This is a genomic window from Streptomyces sp. NPDC054765 (assembly GCF_053612065.1).
In genome coordinates, this window is sequence record NZ_JBSHBP010000061.1 from 24,044 (window position 1) to 47,047 (window position 23,004).

A 23,004-nucleotide genomic window follows, 5' to 3' on the forward strand; every position below is an offset into this window, starting at 1 on the left:
CTTTCGTTGGTCAAGTCCTGTATCCACCTTTGCCGGCGGCCACCATTCGGGTTTCATTGGGGGGCCCTGCGTTAATTCATCCCTGGGGGGGCCCGGGGGGTGGCCCCCCGGCCCCACCGCCTGTTGTTGTGCTGCCACGCAGTGACGAGCTGCAGCCCGCTGGTGCCGAGGCTCCTGCCGAACGATTCCGGGTGCGCAGCGAGGTGTCGTAAGGGTGGGTTCTCGGTGCGGTAGTTGACGGATCCGGCCTCGTACACCGCGGTGAACGCGGCCGAGGACGCCCTACGACGACGGGTTCGCCGCCCCGGTGCGAGCACACCCAGATGAGCACGAGCGGCGATGACACTCGATTGCCGTCCGTTGCCTACCGGGCAAGCGAGGCTGCCCGTGAGAGCACGGCCGGAAAGGGCGCCTCCTGCATGTTCGGAGGCCGCCTACCGGCCGCTGCGGGCCCGCGGGGCGGACCGTCCGGTTTCAGTCGAAGGTGTAGCCCTGGCGGCGAACCCATTGGGTGACCTGGCCGGTGAAGGCGTGGGCGGCGGCGCTTTGGTAGGTGCTTTCCCGACGGAGCAGCGTGACGGTGCGCGCGGGGAGCGGGGGAGTGAGGGGGATGGGGGTCAGGCCGGAGTGGTCGCGGGTGATGGCGTCGGGCAGGACGGTGGCCAGCGGGGTGCGGGTCACGATCTCGGTGAGGGCATTGATGGAGTTGGCCTCCACCGTGATCCGCGGCTGCACGTGGTGTGCGGCGAAGTGTTCATCGATATGTCGACGAGTGACGAAGTCCTCGCTCAGCAGCGCGAGATGACGACCCTGCAGATCGGTGACGGGCAGCGGGCCCGGGGAACGGGTGTCGGGATGATGGGGGCCTACGACGAGGCTGAGGGTCTCGGTGAACAGCGCGGCGGCGTCGATGCCCGGCGGATGGGAGGCGCTGAACGCGATGCCGAGGTCCAGCCGGTCGTCCAGGAGCGCGGCTTCGATGCGGTCCTGCGTCATCTCCCGTACCTCCAGGGTGATGCCGGGGTGCCGGGTGTAGAAGCCGGCGACGAGCGGGCCGGTGAGGTAAGCGGTGAAGGTAGGGGTGACCGCCAGTCGAAGGTGGCCGCGGGAGAGGTCCTGGACGTCCAGCACCGCCCGCTCGCCCGCCGCCAGGTCGCGTAGTGCCCGCTGCGCGTAGTGGACGTAGGCGGCCCCCGCGTCGGTCAGGCGCACGGTGCGGCCGGCGCGGTCCAGCAACTGGACACCGAGGGCCCTCTCCAACTGCTTGATCTGCTGGGAGAGGGTGGGCTGGGCGATGTGCAGCTCTTCGGCGGCACGGGTGAAATTGGCGTGCTCGGCCACGGCGAGCAGGTAACGCACATGACGCAGTTCCGGCTTCATGGACCAAACTATAGATACAGTCGATCGATGTTATCGATGGCAAGTCTTGGACACTATAGATACTGGTCATGCACAGTGAACGACGTCGGCCCCACCGGCAACCCGATCGAAGGGAGTACGGGCCATGCGTCATCTCGCCGAGGGAATCCACCGCTTCCGGCGTGAGGTCTTCCCCGCCAAGGCAGGGCTCTTCGCCCACCTCGCCACCACCCACCAGCCCAGCACGCTGTTCATCGGCTGCTCCGATGCCCGCGTCGTACCCGAGCTGATCACACAGACCGAACCCGGCGAGCTGTTCGTCATCCGCACCGCCGGCAACCTCGTCCCGGCCCACGCCCCCGGCGCCGACGGCGTCGCCGCCGGCATCGAGTACGCGGTCGCCGTTCTGGAAGTGCCGGACATCATCGTCTGCGGACACTCCGCCTGCGGCGCCATGACCGCCCTTGCCGAGGACCGCGACCTGACCGGCGCACCGGCCCTCGCCGCATGGCTGCGCCACGCTGATGCCTCCCGGGCCCGCACCACGGCGGCCGAGGGCGAGCAGAAGGTGGCCGCGCTGGTGCGGGAGAACGTCGCCGCGCAGCTGGCGAACCTGGCCACGCACCCTTCGGTGGCCCGCGCGCTCGCCGAGGGCGGCGTACGGCTGCACGGCTGGGTCTTCGACATCCTCACCGGCACCGTCGAAGAGATCGCCCACAGCGCACGCCCGGCTCATCCGGCCCTCCCGGTTCACCCGGCCCTCCCGGCCTGACCACCCCTGAACTGGTACCGGGGCGGCTCCGCCCCGGTACACCCGACCCGCCAACCTGCCGTCCCCTTCAGATGGCGGACGGCGCCCCATCCCCCAAGGAGCCCTTCCTGTGATGCACGCCCAGTTCGACAACAGCGCCCGTCAGCAGCTCGCGATCGCCGCCGTCGAGGCCAAGACCCGCAAGGATCTGTCCTGGCAGCAACTCGCCGACGCCGCAGGCATGTCCGTTGCCTTCGTCACCGCTGCCGTCCTCGGCCAGCACGCCCTGCCGCAGGCGTCCGCGAACGCCGTCGCCGAGCTGCTCGGCCTGGACGACGACGCGGTGATGCTGCTCCAGACCATCCCCACCCGCGGCTCACTCGACGGCGGCATCCCGACCGACCCGACCATTTACCGGTTCTACGAGATGCTTCAGGTCTACGGCACCACGCTCAAGGCCCTGGTCCACGAACAGTTCGGCGACGGCATCATCTCCGCGATCAACTTCAGGCTGGACGTGAAGAAGGTCGCCGACCCCGAGGGCGGCGAGCGCGCTGTCATCACCCTCGACGGCAAGTACCTCCCCACCAAGCCCTTCTAGCTACCCGGGCAGTACAGCTCCTGGGGCAGGCCCGTCGCCTGCGGCCGCCCCGCCTGCCCGCCCCGGGACGCTTCCCCCTGTTCCCGTCTCCCTCTTCCCCTCTTCCCGCCTCCTTCTCCTCCGCCCTCTTCCCGCCTTCGCCGCGCCGGTGCCGGACCGGCGCGGCGCCCCTCTTTGGAGATCCGCCATGGCTCCTACCCGGTCGTCGGCCCGTCCCGTGTGTCACCAGACGTCGCCGTCGCGCCAGTCGCAGGTGAGGTCGGTGTCGAGGTTGAGGGGGATGGCCGCGGTCGCGAGGACGTAGATGCAGCCGTCCTCGTCGGCGGTGCGCTGGATGCCGTCGGGGGTGAGCGTCCAGGACCGGCCGCGCCACCGTTGCCAGCCGCGGGCGGCGTAGAAGGCCGCGGCCTCGTCGGCGGCGCCGAGAGCGCCGAGGTCGTAGCCGTTGCGCACCACTCGTTCCAGGGCGTCCATCATGGCCGCGCCATGACCGCGTCCGCGCCGGTCCGCGCGGACGCCGACGCCCTCCACGTATCCGCAGCGCAGGGGGCGTCCGCCGTGCAGCACGCGTCGTTGGACCACGGACGCATGTCCGATCAGTTCGCCGCCTTCGTGGACCAGGGCGTGCAGGCCGCCGAGTGCGTGGTCCCAGTCCTCCGCGGTCATGTCGTCGAAGACGTCGTAGAGGAGGGCGCGGGCCGCCTTGAGGGTGGCGGTGTCCAGGTCGGCGGTGTGGGCGATGCGTACGTCGGTCATGCGGGGCGTCGCCAGAGGTGCCTCGGTCATGTGGGTCATCGTCGCAGTCGGCCCGTGCACCGGCGATGGCATTTTTCCGGCCGTGGTTCCGTCGGCTTCCTGCCGTTCTGCCTGCCGTCGCGTCTGCCGTCCTGCCCGTCAGTGCGGCGCCCCGTCCTGCCTGTCAGCGATGCGTCAGGGAAGAGGGGTTGGGCTGGTGCGCCGCGATCCCGGCCGGTGTCATGGAGGTGACCGGGCGAACCGTGCCGCCGGGGCCGATGCTGCACAGCAGTACGTGGTGTGCGCCGTCCGGTCCGGCCGGCCGGACGGCCGTTGCGGGCGGGCGTCGCGTACCTCTTCGCGCGGCACCCGCCCGTCGCCACCCGTACGGGTGGCTTCCTGGGCCGAAAGTTGTCTCCCGGACCGGCTCCGCTCCACCCCGACGTGCTCCACCTTCTCGGCCACCGGCTCCGTACTCGGCCGGCCCCATCGGCCGGCGCCGCCTTCGGGCAATCGTTTCCCCGCGCTGCCCCGCGGCCCTGACCGTCCCACCCCTCCGACCGCCCCCGTGCCCTCGACCGCCGCCCGCTCGAACCTCCACCCCGTCCGCCACCTGACACGCCACCCCCAACCGAAGTGCCACCCCTCGGTGCGCCGCCCCGCCACCCCCGCTGCCCCGAACCACCGGCCCACCCGCCAGCCCCGGCCGTCCGATCACTCACCCGATCGCCCATCCGAAGGTCCGCCCACCCCCATGCGCACCAGCTCCCCACCCCTCCCGCGTCTCGTATCAGGGTCGCGTCAAGACCGGTCCCGAAGTTGTCGACTGCCCTCTTTGTCCCCTTGCCCGGTCGGTAGGGTCGCAGCAGGTTCAGCCCGGTGGGGGCGGCTTTCACGTAAGACAATGGGGCCATGGCACGCGGCAAGCTACGGATATATCTCGGCGCGGCACCGGGCGTCGGCAAGACGTACGCGATGCTGTCCGAGGCGCACCGGCGTGTGGAGCGGGGCACGGACGTCGTCGTGGCGTTCGTCGAGCATCACGGCAGGCCCCGTACGGAGGTCATGCTGCACGGGCTGGAGCAGATCCAGCGCCGGGAGCTGGAGTACCGCGGTACGGCTTTCACCGAAATGGACGTGGACGCGGCCCTGGAACGCCGGCCGGCCGTGGCGCTGGTCGACGAGCTCGCCCACACCAACGTCCCCGGTTCGCGCAACGGCAAGCGCTGGCAGGACATCGAAGAGCTGCTGGAAGCCGGGATCGATGTGATCTCGACGGTCAACATCCAGCATCTGGAGTCACTCGGGGATGTCGTCGAGTCAATAACGGGGGTGCGGCAGCGCGAGACCGTGCCGGACGAGATCGTCCGCAGGGCCGACCAGATCGAGCTTGTCGACATGTCGCCCCAGGCGATCCGCCGTCGTATGGCGCACGGCAACATCTACCAGCCCGACAAGGTGGACGCCGCCTTGTCGAACTACTTCCGGCCGGGCAACCTCACGGCGCTGCGTGAGCTGGCGCTGCTGTGGGTGGCCGACCGGGTGGACGAGTATCTGCAGGAGTACCGGGCCGAGCATTCGATCCGTTCCACCTGGCAGGCGCGTGAGCGCATCGTCGTCGGACTGACCGGCGGGCCGGAGGGCCGTACGCTGATCCGCCGCGCGGCCCGAATGGCGGCCAAGGGGTCGGGCAGCGAGGTACTCGCCGTCTACATCGCCCGCAGCGACGGGCTGACCTCGGCCTCGCCCAAGGAACTCGCCGTCCAGCGGACCCTGGTGGAGGACCTGGGCGGCACGTTCCATCACGTCATCGGGGACGACATACCGAGCGCACTGCTGGAGTTCGCGCGCGGGGTCAACGCCACCCAGATCGTGCTGGGGTCGAGCCGCCGCAAGGCCTGGCAGTACATCTTCGGGCCAGGGGTGGGGGCGACCGTCGCCCGCGAGTCCGGGCCCGACCTCGATGTGCACATCGTCACCCATGACGAGGTCGCCAAGGGCCGGGGGCTGCCGGTGGCGCGTGGTGCGCGGCTGGGGCGGACCCGGATCATCGCCGGCTGGCTCGTCGGCGTCGCCGGCCCCGCCCTGCTCTCGCTGCTGCTGACCGGCATCGAGAACGGTCCCGGGCTGGCCAACGACGTGCTGCTCTTCCTCTTCCTGACCGTTGTCGCCGCGCTGCTCGGCGGGCAGCTGCCGGCGCTGGCGTCGGCTGCGGTCGGTTCGCTGCTGCTGAACTTCTACTTCACACCGCCGACCCACACCCTCACGGTCAGCGACCCGAAGAACATCGTCGCCATCGTGATCTTCTTCGCGGTCGCGGTGTCGGTCGCCTCCGTGGTGGACCTCGCGGCCCGCCGCACCCACCAGGCCGCCAGGCTGCGTGCCGAGTCGGAGATCCTGTCGTTCCTCGCGGGCAGTGTGCTGCGCGGGGAGACGACGCTGGATGCGCTGCTGGAGCGGGTGCGGGAGACGTTCGGCATGGAGACGGTGGCGCTGCTGGAGCGGGCCGGCGATGTCGAGCCGTGGACCTGCGCGGGCCGGGCCGGCGCAGACCACGGCACGCCGCTGCTGCGCCCCGAGGACGCCGATGTCGACATGCCGGTGGGCGACCACATGGCGCTGGCGCTGACCGGCCGGGTGCTGCCCGCGGAGGACCGCCGGGTGCTGGCCGCGTTCGCCGCCCAGGCCGCCGTCGTACTGGACCGGCAGCGGCTGGTGGGCGAGGCGGAGCGGGCCCGGGAACTGGCCGAGGGCAACCGCATCAGGACGGCGCTGCTGGCCGCGGTCAGCCACGATCTGCGGACCCCGCTGGCGAGCATCAAGGCCTCCGTCACCTCCCTGCGTTCCGACGACGTCGCCTGGTCGCAGGAGGACGAGGCGGAGCTGCTGGCCGGCATCGAGGCGGGCGCCGACCGCCTGGACCACCTGGTCGGCAATCTCCTGGACATGTCCCGGCTGCAGACCGGCACGGTCACCCCGCTGATCCGCGACATCGACCTCGACGAGGTGGTGCCGATGGCGCTCGGCGGCGTACCGGAGGGCAGCGTCACCCTCGACATCCCCGAGGAACTGCCGATCGTCGCCGTCGACCCCGGGCTGCTGGAGCGCTCGGTCGCCAACCTCGTCGAGAACGCCGTGAAGTACAGCCCGGACGGCGCGGTGGTGCTGGTCTCGGCCAGTGCCCTCGGCGACCGGGTGGAGCTGCGGATCGCCGACCGCGGTCCGGGCGTGCCGGACAGCGCCAAGGACCGGATCTTCGAGCCCTTCCAGCGTTACGGTGACGCTCCGCGGGGTGCCGGCGTGGGACTCGGCCTCGCCGTGGCCCGCGGTTTCGCGGAGGCGATGGGCGGCACGCTCGCCGCCGAGGACACCCCCGGAGGCGGAATGACGATGGTCCTCACCCTCCGGGCCGCACCCGGCGGATCTCCGGTCCGGCCCGATCTTCCGGCCCAGGCCACGACATGAGCCGGGCCGCACGGACCACTTTCCCCACACGCCCGGCGGGCCCGCCCCGCCGGGAGACGACACCACGAGGAGAACGCCAGTGAACCGGGTGCTTGTGGTCGATGACGAGCCGCAGATCGTCCGCGCCCTCGTGATCAACCTGAAGGCGCGCAAATACGAGGTCGACGCCGCCCCCGACGGGGCCACCGCGCTCAAACTCGCGGCCGCCCGCCACCCCGATGTCATCGTGTTGGACCTCGGTCTGCCCGATATGGACGGCGTCGAGGTGATCAAGGGGCTGCGGGGCTGGACACGGGTGCCGATCCTGGTGCTCTCCGCCCGGCAGACCTCCGACGAGAAGGTGGAAGCGCTGGACGCCGGCGCGGACGACTACGTCACCAAGCCGTTCGGCATGGACGAACTGCTGGCCCGGCTGCGGGCGGCGGTACGCCGAGCTGAGCCGACCGGACCGGCCGACGACGAGGTGATCGTGGAGACGGAAGGTTTCTCCGTCGACCTCGCCGCGAAGAAGGTCAACCGTGGCGGCCGGGACATCCGGCTGACCCCCACCGAGTGGCATCTGCTGGAGGTACTGGTCCGCAACGCGGGCCGGCTGGTCAGCCAGAAGCAGCTGCTCCAGGAGGTCTGGGGCCCTTCGTACGGCACCGAGACCAACTATCTGCGGGTGTACATGGCTCAGCTCCGCCGCAAGCTGGAGAGCGATCCCTCGCATCCGAAGCACTTCATCACCGAGCCGGGGATGGGGTACCGCTTCGAGCAGTGAGGCGGCGGGGGAGCGGCCGGGGTCCGGGCCCCGCGGCGGGTCCCGGCTTTGTGAGCTGGGTACGAAGTCCGTGTGCGGGCTGTGATCCCGGGACCCGGCCACCGGTACGCTGGGGCTATGAGTGCTGGGACCCGTTCCGAGAAGCCGGCCGGTCGCTTCCGCCGGATGCTCGACAGGCTGTCCTCCTCCGAGGAGGAACTGCAGTCCGCCGAGCTGCAGCAGGATGCGCAGAACGCGGGGTGCACCCGTATCTGCGACTGCGACGACCGGCAGATAGTGAAGGTCACCGGCACCCTGCGGCATGTCACGCTGCGGCCCCGCGCCGGTGTGCCCGCGCTCGAGGCGGAGCTGTTCGACGGCTCCGCGGCGCTCGACGTGGTGTGGCTCGGACGCCGCTCCATCGTCGGGATCGAGCCGGGCCGTAAGCTCATCGCCTCGGGCCGGGTCTCCCTGAGCCACGGACGCCGGGTGCTCTTCAATCCGAAGTACGAACTCCGACCGCTCGGACAGGAGTAGCCGGTGACGTCTTATGACCGACCGACCACTGACGCGGATGCCGACCCCGATGCCTCCGCAGGCCCCTCATCCGCCCCGCCCGCCCCGGGCGCCCAACGAGCCGCCGACAGCAGGCAGGTGACCGAGGCGGCGCTGTTCGAGGCGTTCGGCGGCGTGCGCGGCATGGTGGAGACCGTGGTCCCCGGCCTGCTGTTCGTCACGATCTTCACGATCAACAAGGATCTGCACGTCTCGGCGATCGCCGCACTGGCCGTCTCGCTGGTGCTGGCGGCGGTCCGACTGATCCGCAGGGATACCGTCAAGCACGCCTTCAGCGGCGTCTTCGGCGTGGCCTTCGGCGTGGTCTTCGCGATGATGACCGGCAACGCCAAGGACTTCTATCTGCCGGGCATGCTCTACACCCTCGGGCTGGCCCTGGCCTACATGCTCACCACGCTCGCGGGCTTCCCGCTGATCGGGCTGATGCTGGGCCCGGTGTTCAAGGAGAACCTCTCCTGGCGCACCCGCAACCCGGGCCGCAAGAAGGCGTACGCCAAGGCCAGCTGGGCCTGGGGGCTGATCCTCTTCGCCAAGTGCGCGATCCTCTTCCCGCTGTACTGGTGGGCGGACACCACCCAGCTCGGCTGGGTGCTGATCGCGCTGAAGATCCCGCCGTTCCTGCTCGCGGTCTATCTCACGTGGATCTTCCTGGCGAAGGCACCGGCACCGATCGACGTCTTCGCGGAGATGGAGGCGAAGGAGAAGGCCGGGCAGGAGGCGGAGGAGCGGCGCCGCGGCGAGCGCGAGGTGCTCGACCTGGTCACCGATGACCTCTACCAGGGCATGGCGGCCGAGGCCGTGGCGGAGGCCGCCGACGAGCGGCCGCGGCGGGCCCGCCACCGCCGCTGACCGACCGGCCGAGGCGGCACGCACACACCAACGCCGGGGGCCCGGGAACCGCTTGGTTCCCGGGCCCCCGGCGTTGCGTACGGCCGGTGTACGGCCCGGTGGCGGATGACCGCCGGGCGCCGCCCCCGCGGACCGCCCGCCGTGCTACGCGTCCTCGCGCCGCATCGACAGCAGGTCCTCCAACTGCTCCTCGCGCGACTGGGCCGCGACGAACAGCAGCTCGTCGCCGGCCTCCAGCGCATCCTCCTTGTTGGGGGTGAGCACCCGCGTACCGCGGATGATCGTCACCAGGGAGGTGTCCTGGGGCCACTCCACATCGCCGACCCGGGTGCCGGCCAGCGCGGCCTCCGGAGGCAGCGTCAGCTCGACGAGGTTGGCGTCGCCGTGGCTGAAGCGCAGCAGCCGTACCAGGTCGCCGACGCTCACCGCCTCCTCGACCAGGGCGGACATCAGACGCGGCGTGGAGACCGCGACGTCGACGCCCCAGGACTCGTTGAACAGCCACTCGTTCTTCGGGTTGTTGACCCGGGCGACCACCCGCGGCACGCCGTACTCGGTCTTGGCGAGCAGCGAGACGACGAGGTTGACCTTGTCGTCGCCGGTCGCCGCGATGACGACGTTGCAGCGTTGCAGTGCCGCCTCGTCGAGCGAGGTGATCTCGCAGGCGTCGGCCAGCAGCCACTCCGCCAGCGGCACCCGCTCGACCGAGATGGCGGTCGGCGCCTTGTCGATGAGCAGGATCTCGTGACCGTTTTCCAGGAGTTCGCCCGCGATGGAACGGCCCACCGCGCCGGCGCCTGCAATGGCGACCCTCATGCGTGCGCCCCCTCTGGACCCGTGGCGAATGCCGCCTCGACCTTCTCGACCTCGTCGGTGCGCATCATCACGTGCACCAGATCGCCTTCCTGCAGCACCGTCTGCGAGGTCGGCAGCATCGCCTCACCCAGTCGGGTGAGGAAGGCGACGCGGACGCCGGTCTCCTCCTGGAGAGTGCTGATCTTGTGCCCGACCCAGGAGGGGGCGGTGTGCACCTCGGCGAGCTGGACGCCACCGCTCGGGTCGCGCCACAGCGGCTCGGCGCCCGACGGCAGCAGCCGGCGCAGCATCTGGTCGGCCGTCCAGCGGACGGTGGCGACGGTCGGGATGCCGAGACGCTGGTAGACCTCGGCACGGCGCGGGTCGTAAATACGGGCCGCGACATTCTCGACGCCGAACATCTCACGGGCCACCCGGGCGGCGATGATGTTGGAGTTGTCACCGCTGGAGACGGCCGCGAAGGCGCCCGCCTCCTCGATGCCGGCCTCGCGCAGGGTGTCCTGGTCGAAGCCGACGCCGGTCACCCGGCGGCCGCCGAAGGACGACCCCAGACGACGGAACGCCGTCGGGTCCTGGTCCACCACGGCGATGGTGTGCCCCTGGCTCTCCAGGGTCTGCGCAAGCGCGGAGCCCACGCGTCCGCACCCCATGATGACGATGTGCATGCTGATTACCCCGTGCCCTGTACTAGCGCGTTGACCTGCACAAACACCCTGCTCACTACTTTCTTCTCCCAGTACCGGCGACACGAAGCCACGGCTCGCGACAGGACCGGGCGCGTCAGCGGGGGCGCTGGGCGCACCGTGGTCCGGTACAACCGTAGCCGTAATGGCGCTTGCGGTAGGGGGCGCGGTGGGCCGTGGTCGGATGCGGATCGGCCCCGTCCGCGCGACGGCATCCCGCGCCGGGCTGCGCCGCCCCGCGCCCGTAAGGCACGCTACGAGGTGTGCCCAACCTGCCTCTTCAGCCCCAACACGGCTACCCCACCCCGCACATGGTGGTCTGCGGCGATGATGCGCTGGCGCATCGGCTCGCCGCCGAGCTCCGGGACGTCTATGGCGAACGGGTGACGCTCGTCGTCCCCTCCGCCCGCGAGCCGCACCGCCCCCGGATCCCGCCGCCGGCCCGCGCCCTCGGCCGGGCTACCGCGCTGCTGGGCCGGGTGTCGGCGGCGATGACGCGTACCACGCCGTTGCCGCCCGAGGACCCCGGTGACGGTGCACAACCGCCCGAGGAGACCGTACGGCTCCTGGAGGCGGCGCAGCCGGACGACGCGGCGCTGATCGAGGCGGGCATCGTCGAGGCGGGCGCGCTGGCGCTGGTCTACGACGACGATGAACTCAATATCCACGCGGCCCTGCGCGCCCGCCGGTTCAACCCGCGGCTGCGGCTGGTCATCCGGCTCTACAACCGCAAACTCGGCCAGCATCTGGAGGAGTTGCTCGACCAGGCGGCGGCCGTCGCCGCGCTGGACTCCGACGATTCCGGGGACGCGGAGGCCGCCGACGCCTCCACAACGGTGCTGTCCGACGCCGACACCGTGGCCCCCGCGCTGGCGGCCACCGCGGTCGCCGGAACCAGCAAGGTCATCGAGGCGGACGGGTTGCTGTTGCGGGCGGCCGAGCGTACGCCGGTGCCTCCGGGGCGGCCCGGCGAGCCGGGGCTGTGCACCCTGGCGCTGCTCTCCGCCTCCGCCAACGACCCCGAGGAAGCACCGAGTTCGGCGCCCGGCGACGAGGGCCCCGTGCTGCTGCCGGACGACGCCACGGCCGCGGCCGCCGTCGGCTGCGGCACCGTTGTACTGGAGACCGTCTCCTATACGGGGCGGCCGGTGCGCCCCCGTGGACTGCGTGGCCGGGGCGCACCGCTCGCCTCGCTCTTCTCCCGCCGGCTGCGCTGGTCCCTGGCCGGGGTCATCGGCGCGGTGCTGGCGCTGGCCGTCGCCGGTTGGCTGACCACCGGCGAGGATCCGGTGCACGCCGCCTACCTCTCGCTGCTGGACCTCTTCGCGATCAACGACCCGGCGATCCACGATCCGACGCCCCGCAAGGTGCTGCAGCTGCTGTCCGGGCTGACCGGGCTGTTGCTGCTGCCGGTGCTGGTCGCGGCCGCGTTCGAGGGGCTCGGCACGTTCCGCAGCGCCTCGGCGCTACGCCGGCCGCCCCGCGGTCTGTCGGGGCATGTGGTGCTGCTCGGCCTCGGCAAGGTCGGCACCCGGGTGCTGGCGCGGCTGCACGAGATGGGCATTCCCGTGGTGTGCATCGAGGGGGACCCGGAAGCGCGGGGCATCGCGCTGGCCCGCCGGCTGCGGGTGCCGACCGTACTGGGCGATGTCACACAAGAAGGTGTCCTGGAAGCCGCGATGATCGAGCGGGCGGCCACCCTGCTCGCCCTGACCAGTGAGGACACCACCAATCTGGAGGCCGCCCTCTACGCCCGCTCGGTCAAGCCGCGGCTGCGGGTGACGCTGCGGCTGTTCGACGACCGGTTCGCCACTGCCGTCTACCGCACCCTGCGCGCCGCCCATCCGCGGGCACTGACCCGCAGCCGGAGCGTCACGTACCTGGCCGCGCCCGCCTTCGCCGGCGCGATGTTGGGCCGCCAGATCCTCGGGGCCATCCCGGTCGAGCGCCGGGTGCTGCTGGTCGCCCGGGTCGAGGTGCGCGGCCATGTGGCGCTGGAGGGCCGTACGGTTGCCGAGGTGTTCAGGCAGGGGCGGCTGCGGGTGCTGGCGGTCGACACCTCCGCGCCCGACGCCCCGGAGACGGACGCCCAGGCCGCCGCGCCCCTCCCGGACGCCGAGCGCGAGCCGGCGCATCTGGTGCACGAGCTCGGCGACGGCTATGTCCTGCGGCCGCAGGACCGGGTGCTGCTGGTCGCCACCCGGCAGGGGCTCGGCGATCTGCACGCCCGGCGCCCGCGGGCCGCGGGCGCGGCGACGGCGACGGGGACGGGTGCGGGTGCGGCGACGGCGACGGGGACGGGTGCGGGTGCGGGGGCACGGCAGGGGTGACTGGCCGCAGCAGTTCCCATGACCCTCCGCATGACCACCCATGACACCCGGTCTCACCTTACTGTGACTATTGCGTCGCACCCCGTGACGGGCAGCGTCAATTCGTGACGGGTCCCGTCATTCCCGTGACGGATCGCGTCATCGCCGTGACAAACGCCACGGAGAGGGCCCCGCGAAGGCCGTGTGGTGCGCATGACGTGCGGATCCTGTGGAGGTGAGGTGTCGCGAGGCACCCCTCAGCAGGCCTGACGCGCTCCGCTCGCCCCGCCGCGCTCGCCGTCGAAGCCACCCGTTCCGGTAGCGGGTGGGCGCAGACCTTGACGAAGGCTTAGCATCCTCTGCGTGTCCAAACTGACCGACGTGCCCAAACGGATCTTGATCGGGCGCGCACTGCGCAGCGACAAGCTCGGGGAGACGCTGCTCCCCAAGCGCATCGCACTCCCCGTCTTCGCCTCCGACCCGCTCTCCTCCGTGGCCTATGCGCCGGGCGAGGTGCTGCTCGTCCTGTCCGTCGCGGGTGTGTCTGCGTATCACTTCAGCCCCTGGATCGCGGTCGCGGTCGTGGTGCTGATGTTCACCGTCGTCGCGTCGTACCGGCAGAACGTGCACGCCTACCCGAGCGGCGGCGGTGACTACGAGGTCGCCAACACCAACCTCGGTCCCAAGGCCGGTCTCACCGTCGCCAGCGCGCTGCTTGTCGACTATGTGCTGACCGTCGCGGTCTCCATCTCCTCCGGAGTGGAGAACCTGGGCTCCGCGATCCCGTTCGTCGTCCAGCACAAGACCCTGTGCGCGATCGCCATCATCGTGCTGCTGACGCTGATGAACCTGCGCGGCGTCAAGGAATCGGGCAAGCTCTTCGCGATCCCGACCTATGTCTTCGTGGCCGGCGTCTTCATCATGATCTTCTGGGGGCTGATCCGCGGCGTCGTCCTGGGCGACTCGATGAAGGCCCCCACCGCCGACTTCACCGTCCACGCGGAACAGGGCGGCCTGGCCGGCTTCGCCCTGGTCTTCCTCCTGCTGCGAGCCTTCTCCTCCGGCTGTGCCGCGCTCACCGGCGTCGAGGCGATCTCCAACGGCGTCCCGGCCTTCCGCAAGCCGAAGTCCAAGAACGCCGCGACCACCCTGGCCCTCATGGGCGGGCTGGCCGTCACCATGTTCTGCGGCATCATCGGCCTGGCCATGGCCACCCACGTCCGGATGGCGGAGAGCCCCGCCAAGGACCTCCTCGACCACGGCAAGCCGCTCGGCTCCGGCTACACCCAGAACCCGGTCATCTCGCAGGTGGCCGAAGCGGTCTTCGGCAAGGGCAGTTTCCTCTTCGTCATCCTGGCCGCCGCCACCGCGCTGGTGCTGTTCCTCGCCGCCAACACCGCCTACAACGGCTTCCCGTTGCTCGGCTCGATCCTCGCCCAGGACCGCTATCTGCCGCGCCAGTTGCACACCCGCGGCGACCGCCTGGCGTTCTCCAACGGCATCGTCCTGCTGGCCGGCGCCGCCGCGATCCTCGTCTACCTCTACGGCGCGGACTCCACCCGCCTCATCCAGCTCTACATCGTCGGCGTCTTCGTCTCCTTCACGCTCAGCCAGACCGGCATGGTCCGCCACTGGAACCGCCACCTGCTGACCGAGCAGGACCCGGCCAAGCGCCGCCGTATGCACCGCTCGCGCGCCATCAACGCCTTCGGCGCCTTCTTCACCGGCCTGGTCCTCGTCGTCGTCCTCCTGACGAAGTTCACCCACGGCGCCTGGGTGGCCCTGCTCGGCATGGTCATCTTCTTCGTGACGATGTCCGCGATCCGCCGCCACTACGACCGGGTCGCCGACGAGATCGCTGCCGAGGACACCCCCGACGACGACGTGGTCCGTCCCTCCCGGGTGCACTCCCTCGTCCTGGTCTCCAAGGTGCACAAGCCCACCCTGCGCGCCCTCAACTACGCCAAGCTGATGCGCTCCGACAGCCTCGAAGCGGTCAGCGTGGACGTGGACCAGGCCGACACCAAGGCCCTGCGGGAGGAGTGGGAGCGCCGCGGCATCGAGGTGCCGCTGAAGGTCCTCGCCTCCCCGTACCGCGAGATCACCCGGCCGATCATCGACTACGTCAAGTCGCTGCGCCGGGAGAGCCCGCGCGATGCCGTCTCCGTCTACATCCCGGAGTACGTCGTCGGCCACTGGTACGAGCACCTGCTGCACAACCAGTCCGCGCTGCGCCTGAAGGGACGCCTCCTCTTCACCCCCGGCGTCATGGTCACCTCCGTGCCCTGGCAGCTGGACTCCTCCGAGGCCGCCAAGCTGCGCGCCCGCAAGCGCGCGGAGTGGAACGCTCCGGGCGCCGTGCGCCGCGGACCGGTCACCCAGCCGAAGAAGGAAAAGGCGGCCACGAAGAAGTAGCCGGTCCGCTTCGCCGCCGTCCGGCAGGACGCCGGGACCGGCGGCGGAGGGACCGGCCGGAGCCGGGCCTGAGGGGTACCTCCGGCCCGGCCGCGCCCGAGCCGGCGCACGGTGCGGCCGGGCGCGGCCGGCCACCAGCCGCTACGGGGCCGGACCCCGACGAGGCACGGGGCCCGGCATGACACGGTGGGACGTAGACTTGACGGTCGGCGTCCCGCCGTACCGCCCCGCCACCACCCCACCTCAGGAGCCCTCCCGCCATGCAGGCAGAACCGAAGAAGTCGCTGGTCGGCGAGGAGTACGAGGTCGAGGTCGGCCCGGTCGCACACGGCGGCCACTGCATCGCCCGCACCGACGAGGGCCAGGTCCTCTTCGTCCGGCATGCCTTGCCCGGCGAGCGCGTCACGGCCCGTGTCACCGACGGTGAGGAGGGCGCCCGCTTCCTGCGCGCGGACGCCGTCGAGATCCTTGAGGCGTCCAAGGACCGCGTCGAGGCGCCCTGCCCGTTCTCCGGCCCCGGCCGCTGCGGCGGCTGCGACTGGCAGCACGCCGCGCCCGGCGCCCAGCGCCGCCTGAAGGCTTCGGTCATCGCCGAACAGCTGGAGCGACTGGCCGGGCTGTCCACGGAGGATGCCCACTGGGACGGCACGGTCGAGCCCGCCCCCGGCGACAAGGTCGCCAAGGGCGAGGTCCCCGCCTGGCGCACCCGCGTCCAGTACGCCGTCGACGCCGACGGCCACGCGGGGCTGCGCAAGCACCGCTCTCACGACGTCGAGCCGGTCACCCACTGCATGATCGCCGCCCCGGGAGTCTCCGAACTCGGCATCGAGAAGCGCGAGTGGCCGCAGATCGCCACCGTCGAGGCGATCGCCGCCACCGGCTCCCACGACCGCCAGGTCGTCCTCACCCCGCGCCCCGGCGGCCGCCTGCCGATCGTCGAACTCGACAAGCCGGTCTCGGTCCTCCGCGTCAACGAGAAGGACGGCGGCGTCCACCGCGTCCACGGCCGCCCCTTCGTCCGAGAGCGTGCCGCCGACCGCACCTGGCGGGTCGGCAACGGCGGCTTCTGGCAGGTCCACCCGAAGGCCGCCGACCTCCTCGTGGAGGCCGTCATGCAGGGCCTGATGCCCAAGAAGGGCGATATGGCCCTCGACCTGTACTGCGGTGTCGGCCTCTTCGCCGGCGCCCTCGCCGAACGCGTCGGCGACAAGGGCGCCGTCCTCGGCATCGAGTCGGGCAAGCGCGCCGTCGAGGACGCCCGCCACAACCTCCAGGACCTGGATCGTGTCCGCATCGAACACGGCAAGGTCGACCAGATCCTGCCCCGCACCGGTATCACCGACGTCGACCTCATCGTCCTCGACCCACCCCGCGCCGGCGCCGGTAAAAAGACCGTCGAACACCTTGCCTCCCTCACCCCCCGCCGCATCGCCTACGTCGCCTGCGACCCGGCAGCCCTGGCCCGCGACCTCAAGTACTTCAGCGAGGCGGGCTACCGGCCGCGGCGGATGCGGGCGTTTGATTTGTTTCCGATGACTCATCATGTGGAGTGCGTTGCCATTCTTGAGCCGGTGACTAAGGGCTCCTGACCTGCGGTTTTGCTCGTGCGCATTATGTGCGGTGTGGGCGTTACGGGCGATATCTTGACGCTGAAATGACGCTCGTGACGCTCATTTGACGCTCGTTCTGATGGTCCGTCAGTTGCCCTGTGTTGCTGGTCAGACGCTCTGCTGACTACGTAAGTACGGTGGGGCGTTGAGGGTTCGTGGCGCTGGGTGGTGCAGCGCGGGCAGCCGCTCCATGGCGGCGGTCCGTGAGCGTGAGATCGGTTGGCGCCCCCTACGCGGGTATGAAAGTGCGTCTTCGCCGTCTTCCGTTTCGCCGTCACCTGGGTCATGGCTGCGGAAGTCGGGGTGGTCCTGGTCGGCTTTGTAGGCGATGTGGAGTGGGGCCGGACGCAGTGTGGGGTGATCCCATGCGATGGCCTGATCGCATGGGCGGGCGATGAACGCGATGCTCGACATCCTGTTGTGCGCCATCCCCAGCGGTTCGGAGAGCCCAGGAATTCGATCATCCTCGGCTTTGAGTCGCTCCTGCGCTCGGTCCGTGCCTATCCCATCGATATCCGGGACCTTGGGGTCGGTATCCGGCACTCCGCGCCGGCCCGCCTTCTGGAGCGCTTAGACTCTCAACGTGGTAGGAGAGGACGCCCACTTCAAGGGGATCTCGGGAGCGAAGAGAGCCAAGCTCTACCTCGAGGGCACGATGCGGATCTGGGGGGCCTTCGCGAACACCGACTCGGACGCCTGGGCGAGGAAGCTGACGCTCGCCTGGCCGGAGGGCGGCCGGACTTTCTCCTTCGACCTGGGTGGGTCGATGCGGGGCGCTCCGTACCATGGCGACCAGTTCTGCGCAGAGGTCAAGCACTATCAGGGTCCGGCGGACCAGGGCACTCACTTCGTCGAGTTCCTCGCCAAGTGCTACGTCGCGCACCAGGAGCAGTACCTTTTCGGCGATCACTATATGTGGATCACCTGGGCTCCGTTCAACGTGAACAGTTGGTCGCAACTACACGAGCCGGAGAAGATCGAGTCCGCTGTCGTCCAGCACCGGCAACGCATCTTCGGCGACGTCTCCGAGGACGAGGCCAGGAACAAGATCGACGCGACCGCGGTGCAGAGCGTGTCCGAGCGCGTGTGGCGCATCGTCTTGTCAGAGAAGCAGGAGGGTCTGCTGCCCCTCACCGAGTGGCGGGCAATCCTGGCGCATGAGCTGACTCTAAAGGGGGAGTGGTGAACGCTGCCGCATCGTCGATCGCGGAGGCGCTCGAGGCGGAGGACCCGTACCGCTCGTTCGCCGAGATCAAACGACTCCTTGAACAGCACCTCCGTCAGATCAATCCGCAGATCCGGACCAGGCGCACTGGATACTACAACCACACCCACATGCCGGACCTGGTCGTGCGATGGCCGCACGACGACGGCCTCAGCGACCGGTACGTCTACCTTCGTAGCACGACGGACACTGACGAGCTCGGGTTCGACGTTACGCGTCTGGCTCGCGAGGACCGGCCCGTCGTTCTGGCGCTTGGCGCCCTCCGTCAGTCTTTGGACGCCCGCGCCCTAGATTCGCTCGCGATCGACCACCACACTCTGGTGCTGGACCTGGCGGCTTTCGTGGAGCTGACCTCCGGCGAGTCGGCCGACGTCGCGCTGAGGCGCCTGATCGCGAACACCGTCATCGAAGGCGGCCAGGGCCTCCTTGACGAGCGCTCCGTGGCCCGACTGGCCAGTGCCATGACTGCCGGCGCGCAGGCGGCCCGCCTCGGTGAGCGTGAGGCGACCGAGGCGGCGCTTGCTTTCGCTTCGGACACCCTGTCCCCGCCGATCTCACGCCGTCTGACGGCCTTCTTGAAAACTCTGTGGCGCACGAGCGGTGCACCGGTAGCTGCGCTCGAACGCGCTCCCAGGTATCCGCAGCAATTGGACGAGTCATCGCTCGAATACCTCCTCGAAGGAGAGGAGATCCCTGATGGGGACTTTTGGAGCCGTATTGCCCGTGAGATCACTCTCACCGATCTGCTACGGCACACAAGGATCACCGGCACAGACAATCTTCAGCACCTCATGCGCGCTGCGATGGGCACCTGGAACGCGCGGGTTTGCGCCGTAGCCCCTTTCTCCCCCGTCGCCGCTCGCCGTGGCGCAGTCCCCCTGCGGTGGACGAAGGGCGAGGACGTCCTCAGCTTCGACGCGCCCGGCTTCGTTCTCACTCTCGCCCAGAAGGTTGACTACCTGACATCGTCGGTGGCACGGGCCGCATACGAACTACCGACCCTCGACGAGGTGGGGAAACGTCTGCTGCTCCTAGGACTGAGCCTCAAGGCCATCACACTGGTCAACGGCGGCGGAAAGGTGGCGTACCGAGGGCATGAGGGCGCTCTATACGGGGACCGGCTTCGTCACCTGAGCGAATCCCTCGGACCCGGAACCCTGGTCAAGGATCTCGAAGCCCTGCCGGCCAGTGGCGTACCGGTCAGGTACAACTTTTCGACCCGGACCGCCTCGGTGAAACCGCCTCGCGGCAGTGTCCCCCTGATAGAGCTCGTGAACACGTCCATCCGACTCTTCACGGATCTTTCTCGCGCGGAGGAGGAACGCCTTGTAGAGGTGATTCCACCAGGTGGCCGCACCCTACATGCCGGAATTGACCACGACATGCCGGGCACAGAGTCACCCGCCGACTGACGCGGGGCGGATCCACACAGTCTGCATACCGATGCGCCCGCCCCTTGCCCACGATCCGCCGATCGCCGGGAGTTGCCCCTTCGTGGCTTGATCGCTGGCAGGATTCGGCAAGTGAGCAGCGCGCGTAGGCGCGTTGGAACTGTCGATGCGTGGGGGCGGCATGGCCAGAGGGCCGGAGGTTAGTGACAGCGTCCGTAGGGAGCTCTGGAGACTGGCGAACGGCATGTGCCAGATGTGCCGCAGGGAGTTGGACCCTGGGACCGCCGGACGTACGCCAACGGCCCAGACCGCCCACAATGTGGCGCTCGGCGATCACGGCCCTCGAGCGGATCCGGCTCTGCCGATCCAGGCCAAGAACGGCGTGGCGAACCTCTTGTTGCTCTGCTCGACCTGCCACGACATCGTGGACAAGAACAACGGGAAGTCGTACACCAGGGAGGAGCTGTCCAAGCTCAAGGCAGAGCACGAGACTTGGACCGCTGCGCTGAGGCAAGCCGGACAGGCTTGGAGGATGAGCTACAGCAGCATCGACTACCTCAATGTGCCGAGGGTCGCCATGCTTCCCGGTGGGACAGTCGTGCAGCAGGCAGCTCAGCGTGCCGGCCTTGACCCAACGCGGCCGTTCTCTGGGCAGGGCTTTGCGCCAGGGATGTTCGTCGGGACGGTGCGGCCCGTCTTCGAGTCGTGGCGAGAGCAGGCTGTTCCTCTTGACGAGGTGCGTCTCGGCGCGATCCGGCAGGGGATGTACGTGGCGTTCAACGCCCCAATGCGCAGCCGCAATACGTCCGGTCGGTTTCCCCGCGCGCTCACCGGAGCATGGCAAAAGGACCCCTACCTGTCTTTTCGGTTGGGCGAGCGTACGGTCATGATCCGGTATGACCCGCAATGGCTTACCACTGCCACCGCTGGTTCGGATTTGGTCAGCGCAGCAGGAGAGTCAGTCGACTACGCAGGGATCGGGCTTGTCGTAGGCGCATCGGATGATGCGATTCGGATATCCGCGCTGTTCTTCGGGAAGCCGCAGACCTCGGAAGGGGCGTTCATGAAGTACGTCTTTCAAGACGACGGCAAGTTTGCAAGAAGCCTCGAGGCCAATGACTTCGAGACTCAGTCGCCGTCGCGAGCGGCGGGATCACGTCAGTCAAGCGCTCCTCGCGAGCTGGGCAACGATGGCGTCGCCGTGGCGCTTCACTTCAACGAACTAGAGGTCGACCCGGGGCAGATTCAACGAGAGACATTCCGGCAACTAATTCGGGTGGTACCGGAGTCCCGACGTGATCTCACCGTCGCCGTAGGAACGATCTTCACCCACTCCGGACTTGCCGCTGGCCTGCCGAAGCCCGTCGATACTGCTGCCGCGCTCCTAGGAGGTGCGCCCAAGGTGTGGTCGACCCATTCCATTGACGGCCTGGGCACGCTGCTGGCAGATGTGGAAGTGGCGTTTGCCCTTGTGCGGGGCGTACGCAGAGGTCAACTCGATGACCTCCATCAAGCGCTCCTGGACGAGTCGGAGAGCTACCTTGGGGCAGTCGAAGTCAACTTTCGGTGTCCCATGCACCAGCGCGTCTATGAGGTGAACCCCCGCTATCGACTCGTTGAGTCGGACCTCCGCCTGCTGTACAGCGCCAGGGAGTATTACGGAGAACTGGGCGACTGGGACCATAGACCGCACGATCTCCTGAACGAGTGGGAAGAGGAGGAGATCTTCAAGGGTGTGAGTTGGGAAGAGGACAAGGAGCAGAGTGCCATAGACCTACGCCAGGCTGAGGACGAAGTGTCCGAATGGATGGCCATGATGGACCCAGGTGAGTCGCAGGCGGATTGAAGGGTTTGGCGCGCACGGAGTATTCAATGAAGTGCGGCGTCCAGATTGACGACACATCATGAGTGCGTTCATGAGCTGTGTGTCTCAATCTGGCCGGATAGACCGTGCCTGCGTGAGCTTGCACACTGGGCGGTTTTCCCTTTCTCGGCTGACCATACGAGCCACTCTGGCTGAGTCCCGCCCTACCTGAGCCTCCGTTGATCTGCTGCCATGACTGAAAGGTGGCGGGGTCGGCACTGGCGGATGGGGGGGGTGTCATGGGGACATCCACGCGATGGAAGGGGCCGAACGGCGACCGGTGGAGTTCCGCTGCGAGGCGACTGGCGCGGTGGGATGGCGAATCGGGCAATGCGGACCAGCAGTTGGAGGAGATCGCCTCAGACCACTTGCGTGCGCTGCGTGAGACGCTCCGTGCCGACCGGTCGGCATTTGGTCTGTATGACACCGCTTGCGCGGCTGGCGAACGGCTCGCCGGAGCGCTGGGCTCGCTGGCCGCGGAGGGCGCGCGGTCGGAGGACGAACTCATTGCTCGTCTCGTCTCGGAGGTTGGCGGAGACGGAGGCACACTGGCTGATGCCGCAGTCCGAAGGAGTTTGGCCGAGGCCGTTCGCGATGTCCGGGACAGTCATCCGGAGCTGGATGACGCCATGGCCGCGGCACCCGCAGGCGGTGGCTTCGCGTGGGACATCCTGTGCGATCTCTACCAGGTGTTCTTCGCCGACATGGTGGGGGAGTTCCTCCGGTCTGTTGTCGCCGAGCACGTCAAGCTGGCAGTGCCGGTGCTCGTCGCGACCGATCCGGAAGGCAGGATCGCCGACTGGGTCGCGGAGAAGTTGGTGGACCTGGTGCCGAACCCATGTGAGGAGTCCGCTGAGGCGACGGAACTCGCACAGGCCGTGGACACTGCGCGGTTGGCAGTAGGCGCAGCGGAGGACCCTTCCGCCTTACTGCCCAAGATCGCCGAGGCGCTGGTACCGAGGGCGGTCGGCAAGGTGCTCGGTCTGATCACTGAGGAGATCGTCGGCGAAGGGGGAGCAGCAGCATGACGCGTTCCGACCATTTCCTGTGGTGGCGCGGCCACCGCGCGGACAAGCCTCGCGACGACCGCTGGACGGAGATCGGAGAAGAAGCCTTCCAGGAGGACGAGCATCACATTACGGGCAGGCACTGCCTACCCGGTCCGGTTCCCGACTGGGCCGAGGACCTGTTCCGTGTCGCCAGGGCCGCGTTCATCGCTGACAAATACGTACGTCGGACCGGTGAGAGAGACCGATGGACGCGTTACATCAGCCTCGCGGTACCCGTCACGGAATACGAACGATGGCAGAGCGAGGCGATCCGTTCCGAGCTCACCCGGCTCCTCCAGATCCTCACAGGGGATCTCTGGGACATAGACTTCCGGCCCCTTACAGGTCATCAAGTCGAGGAATCGATAGTTTTCCCCGACGATCCGCGTGCCTCCGAAGTCGCGCTGTTCTCTGGTGGATTGGACTCTGTCAGCTGGGCTGCCCACCCGCTCGCGCGCCGTAGACTCCCGGGCGTTACCCCTTGATCGTGGACACCCTGATCATTGGATCGTGAGGATCCGAAGAACAGGAGTTCCCGTTGGGGACGTCGAAGTACTCGCTTGA

General features: G+C 69.1%; 19 protein-coding genes. 14 read left to right on the forward strand and 5 right to left on the reverse strand.

The features are described from left to right. Positions 1-474: 474 nt before the first annotated feature. The gene (gene cynR / locus ACWGJY_RS29580) at positions 475-1,380 is read right to left on the reverse strand and encodes a transcriptional regulator CynR (RefSeq protein WP_453263929.1); all 906 of its coding nucleotides are present in this window, start codon (positions 1,378-1,380) and stop codon (positions 475-477) included. 124 nt (positions 1,381-1,504) lie between these two features. Here cynR and ACWGJY_RS29585 point away from each other — a divergent pair, with 124 nt between their 5' ends. Both ACWGJY_RS29585 and cynS read left to right on the forward strand, forming a co-directional pair. Next, positions 1,505-2,131: a carbonic anhydrase gene (locus ACWGJY_RS29585; protein WP_453263930.1), complete on the forward strand. Its 627-nt coding sequence runs from the start codon at positions 1,505-1,507 to the stop codon at positions 2,129-2,131. 109 nt (positions 2,132-2,240) lie between these two features. After that, the gene (gene cynS / locus ACWGJY_RS29590) at positions 2,241-2,711 is read left to right on the forward strand and encodes a cyanase (protein ID WP_453263931.1); all 471 of its coding nucleotides are present in this window, start codon (positions 2,241-2,243) and stop codon (positions 2,709-2,711) included. A gap of 222 nt (positions 2,712-2,933) precedes the next feature. Here the strand turns inward: cynS and ACWGJY_RS29595 are convergent, their stop codons facing one another. Continuing rightward, positions 2,934-3,506, reverse strand: coding sequence for a GNAT family N-acetyltransferase (locus ACWGJY_RS29595; RefSeq protein ID WP_453263932.1), 573 nt, complete (start codon positions 3,504-3,506; stop codon positions 2,934-2,936). A gap of 852 nt (positions 3,507-4,358) precedes the next feature. Here ACWGJY_RS29595 and ACWGJY_RS29600 point away from each other — a divergent pair. From ACWGJY_RS29600 to ACWGJY_RS29615, 4 genes are all read left to right on the forward strand, one after another. Next, positions 4,359-6,911 carry a DUF4118 domain-containing protein gene (locus tag ACWGJY_RS29600; RefSeq protein ID WP_453263933.1) on the forward strand — a complete coding sequence of 851 codons (2,553 nt, stop codon included), beginning with the start codon at positions 4,359-4,361 and terminating at the stop codon, positions 6,909-6,911. A gap of 79 nt (positions 6,912-6,990) precedes the next feature. After that, positions 6,991-7,674, forward strand: a complete 684-nt coding sequence (locus ACWGJY_RS29605; RefSeq protein ID WP_042159739.1) for a response regulator — start codon at positions 6,991-6,993, stop codon at positions 7,672-7,674. A gap of 117 nt (positions 7,675-7,791) precedes the next feature. Next, the gene (locus ACWGJY_RS29610; RefSeq protein ID WP_189096321.1) at positions 7,792-8,190 is read left to right on the forward strand and encodes an OB-fold nucleic acid binding domain-containing protein; all 399 of its coding nucleotides are present in this window, start codon (positions 7,792-7,794) and stop codon (positions 8,188-8,190) included. A 3-nt stretch (positions 8,191-8,193) separates the two neighbouring features. Beyond that, a complete protein-coding gene (locus ACWGJY_RS29615; protein WP_453263934.1) occupies positions 8,194-9,078 on the forward strand; it encodes a DUF3159 domain-containing protein in 885 nt (294 codons plus the stop codon). Positions 9,079-9,222: 144 nt separating this feature from the next. On the opposite strand, the gene ACWGJY_RS29620 is transcribed toward ACWGJY_RS29615, so the two are convergent. Continuing rightward, the gene (locus tag ACWGJY_RS29620; RefSeq protein WP_453263935.1) at positions 9,223-9,894 is read right to left on the reverse strand and encodes a potassium channel family protein; all 672 of its coding nucleotides are present in this window, start codon (positions 9,892-9,894) and stop codon (positions 9,223-9,225) included. Beyond that, positions 9,891-10,559 carry a potassium channel family protein gene (locus ACWGJY_RS29625; RefSeq protein ID WP_340491133.1) on the reverse strand — a complete coding sequence of 223 codons (669 nt, stop codon included), beginning with the start codon at positions 10,557-10,559 and terminating at the stop codon, positions 9,891-9,893. The genes ACWGJY_RS29620 and ACWGJY_RS29625 overlap by 4 nt, the downstream gene beginning before the upstream one ends. 329 nt (positions 10,560-10,888) lie before the next feature. Here ACWGJY_RS29625 and ACWGJY_RS29630 point away from each other — a divergent pair, with 329 nt between their 5' ends. The 3 genes from ACWGJY_RS29630 (at position 10,889) to ACWGJY_RS29640 (ending at position 16,890) form a co-directional block, all read left to right on the forward strand. Then, positions 10,889-12,907, forward strand: a complete 2,019-nt coding sequence (locus tag ACWGJY_RS29630; RefSeq protein WP_453263943.1) for an NAD-binding protein — start codon at positions 10,889-10,891, stop codon at positions 12,905-12,907. A gap of 342 nt (positions 12,908-13,249) precedes the next feature. Then, positions 13,250-15,301: an APC family permease gene (locus ACWGJY_RS29635; RefSeq protein WP_453263936.1), complete on the forward strand. Its 2,052-nt coding sequence runs from the start codon at positions 13,250-13,252 to the stop codon at positions 15,299-15,301. Positions 15,302-15,561: 260 nt separating this feature from the next. Continuing rightward, positions 15,562-16,890, forward strand: a complete 1,329-nt coding sequence (locus ACWGJY_RS29640; RefSeq protein ID WP_453263937.1) for a class I SAM-dependent RNA methyltransferase — start codon at positions 15,562-15,564, stop codon at positions 16,888-16,890. 129 nt (positions 16,891-17,019) lie between these two features. Here ACWGJY_RS29640 and ACWGJY_RS29645 read toward each other — a convergent pair whose 3' ends face one another. Next, the gene (locus ACWGJY_RS29645) at positions 17,020-17,340 is read right to left on the reverse strand and encodes an RNaseH domain-containing protein (RefSeq protein WP_453263944.1); all 321 of its coding nucleotides are present in this window, start codon (positions 17,338-17,340) and stop codon (positions 17,020-17,022) included. 154 nt (positions 17,341-17,494) lie between these two features. Between ACWGJY_RS29645 and ACWGJY_RS29650 the strand changes: the two genes are divergently transcribed. The 5 genes from ACWGJY_RS29650 (at position 17,495) to ACWGJY_RS29670 (ending at position 22,925) form a co-directional block, all read left to right on the forward strand. Further along, on the forward strand, positions 17,495-18,097 hold the full coding sequence (locus ACWGJY_RS29650; RefSeq protein WP_453263938.1) for a hypothetical protein: 603 nt from the start codon (positions 17,495-17,497) through the stop codon (positions 18,095-18,097). After that, positions 18,094-19,548 carry a hypothetical protein gene (locus ACWGJY_RS29655; protein WP_453263939.1) on the forward strand — a complete coding sequence of 485 codons (1,455 nt, stop codon included), beginning with the start codon at positions 18,094-18,096 and terminating at the stop codon, positions 19,546-19,548. The genes ACWGJY_RS29650 and ACWGJY_RS29655 overlap by 4 nt, the downstream gene beginning before the upstream one ends. A gap of 298 nt (positions 19,549-19,846) precedes the next feature. Then, positions 19,847-21,373 carry a hypothetical protein gene (locus ACWGJY_RS29660; protein ID WP_453263940.1) on the forward strand — a complete coding sequence of 509 codons (1,527 nt, stop codon included), beginning with the start codon at positions 19,847-19,849 and terminating at the stop codon, positions 21,371-21,373. A 362-nt stretch (positions 21,374-21,735) separates the two neighbouring features. After that, positions 21,736-22,419, forward strand: a complete 684-nt coding sequence (locus tag ACWGJY_RS29665; protein WP_453263941.1) for a hypothetical protein — start codon at positions 21,736-21,738, stop codon at positions 22,417-22,419. Continuing rightward, positions 22,416-22,925: a hypothetical protein gene (locus ACWGJY_RS29670; protein ID WP_453263942.1), complete on the forward strand. Its 510-nt coding sequence runs from the start codon at positions 22,416-22,418 to the stop codon at positions 22,923-22,925. Before ACWGJY_RS29665 ends, ACWGJY_RS29670 begins: the two co-directional genes overlap by 4 nt. Positions 22,926-23,004 lie beyond the last annotated feature (79 nt).